The 372-nt window shown below is 45.2% G+C and carries 1 protein-coding gene; it reads right to left on the reverse strand.

Annotation, left to right across the window (positions count from 1 at the left end; all coding sequences use genetic code 11):
• On the reverse strand, positions 1 to 372 hold a 372-nt coding region (locus BCT81_RS26435; RefSeq protein WP_133152737.1), incomplete at both ends, for a hypothetical protein.

Raw genomic sequence — 372 nt, forward strand, 5'->3', positions numbered from 1 at the left:
ATATCTTGTGACTGCTCAACCGTATGTTCAGTAGAACCACACAGCGGACATTCAGAGCCAGATTCCAATTTCGCACGGTACTTAGCTAACTCTCCCTCTTGCGCAATTAACAAGGTTAAGCGCTCAAGTGAAGTCTCTTTCTCTTTGTATCTTTCTACCAGTACTTCACGCTCTTTCGATAGCTTGTCAGCTTGCTGAACGTTAGTTTGATGGGCTTGTGTCTTAACTGTGAGCTGTTGCTGTGCGTTTAAAAAGTCACGATTGATTTCAAACAAGGAGTGAGTATTGCGACTCCAAAGCTCCAACAACTCTTTTTGGGCGAGTAACGCTGTTTCACTGGTGTTCGCGTGCAACGCTTCCCATTGCTGCTTG

The organism is Vibrio sp. 10N.261.52.A1, from assembly GCF_002876325.1.
Lineage (GTDB): Bacteria > Pseudomonadota > Gammaproteobacteria > Enterobacterales > Vibrionaceae > Vibrio > Vibrio chagasii.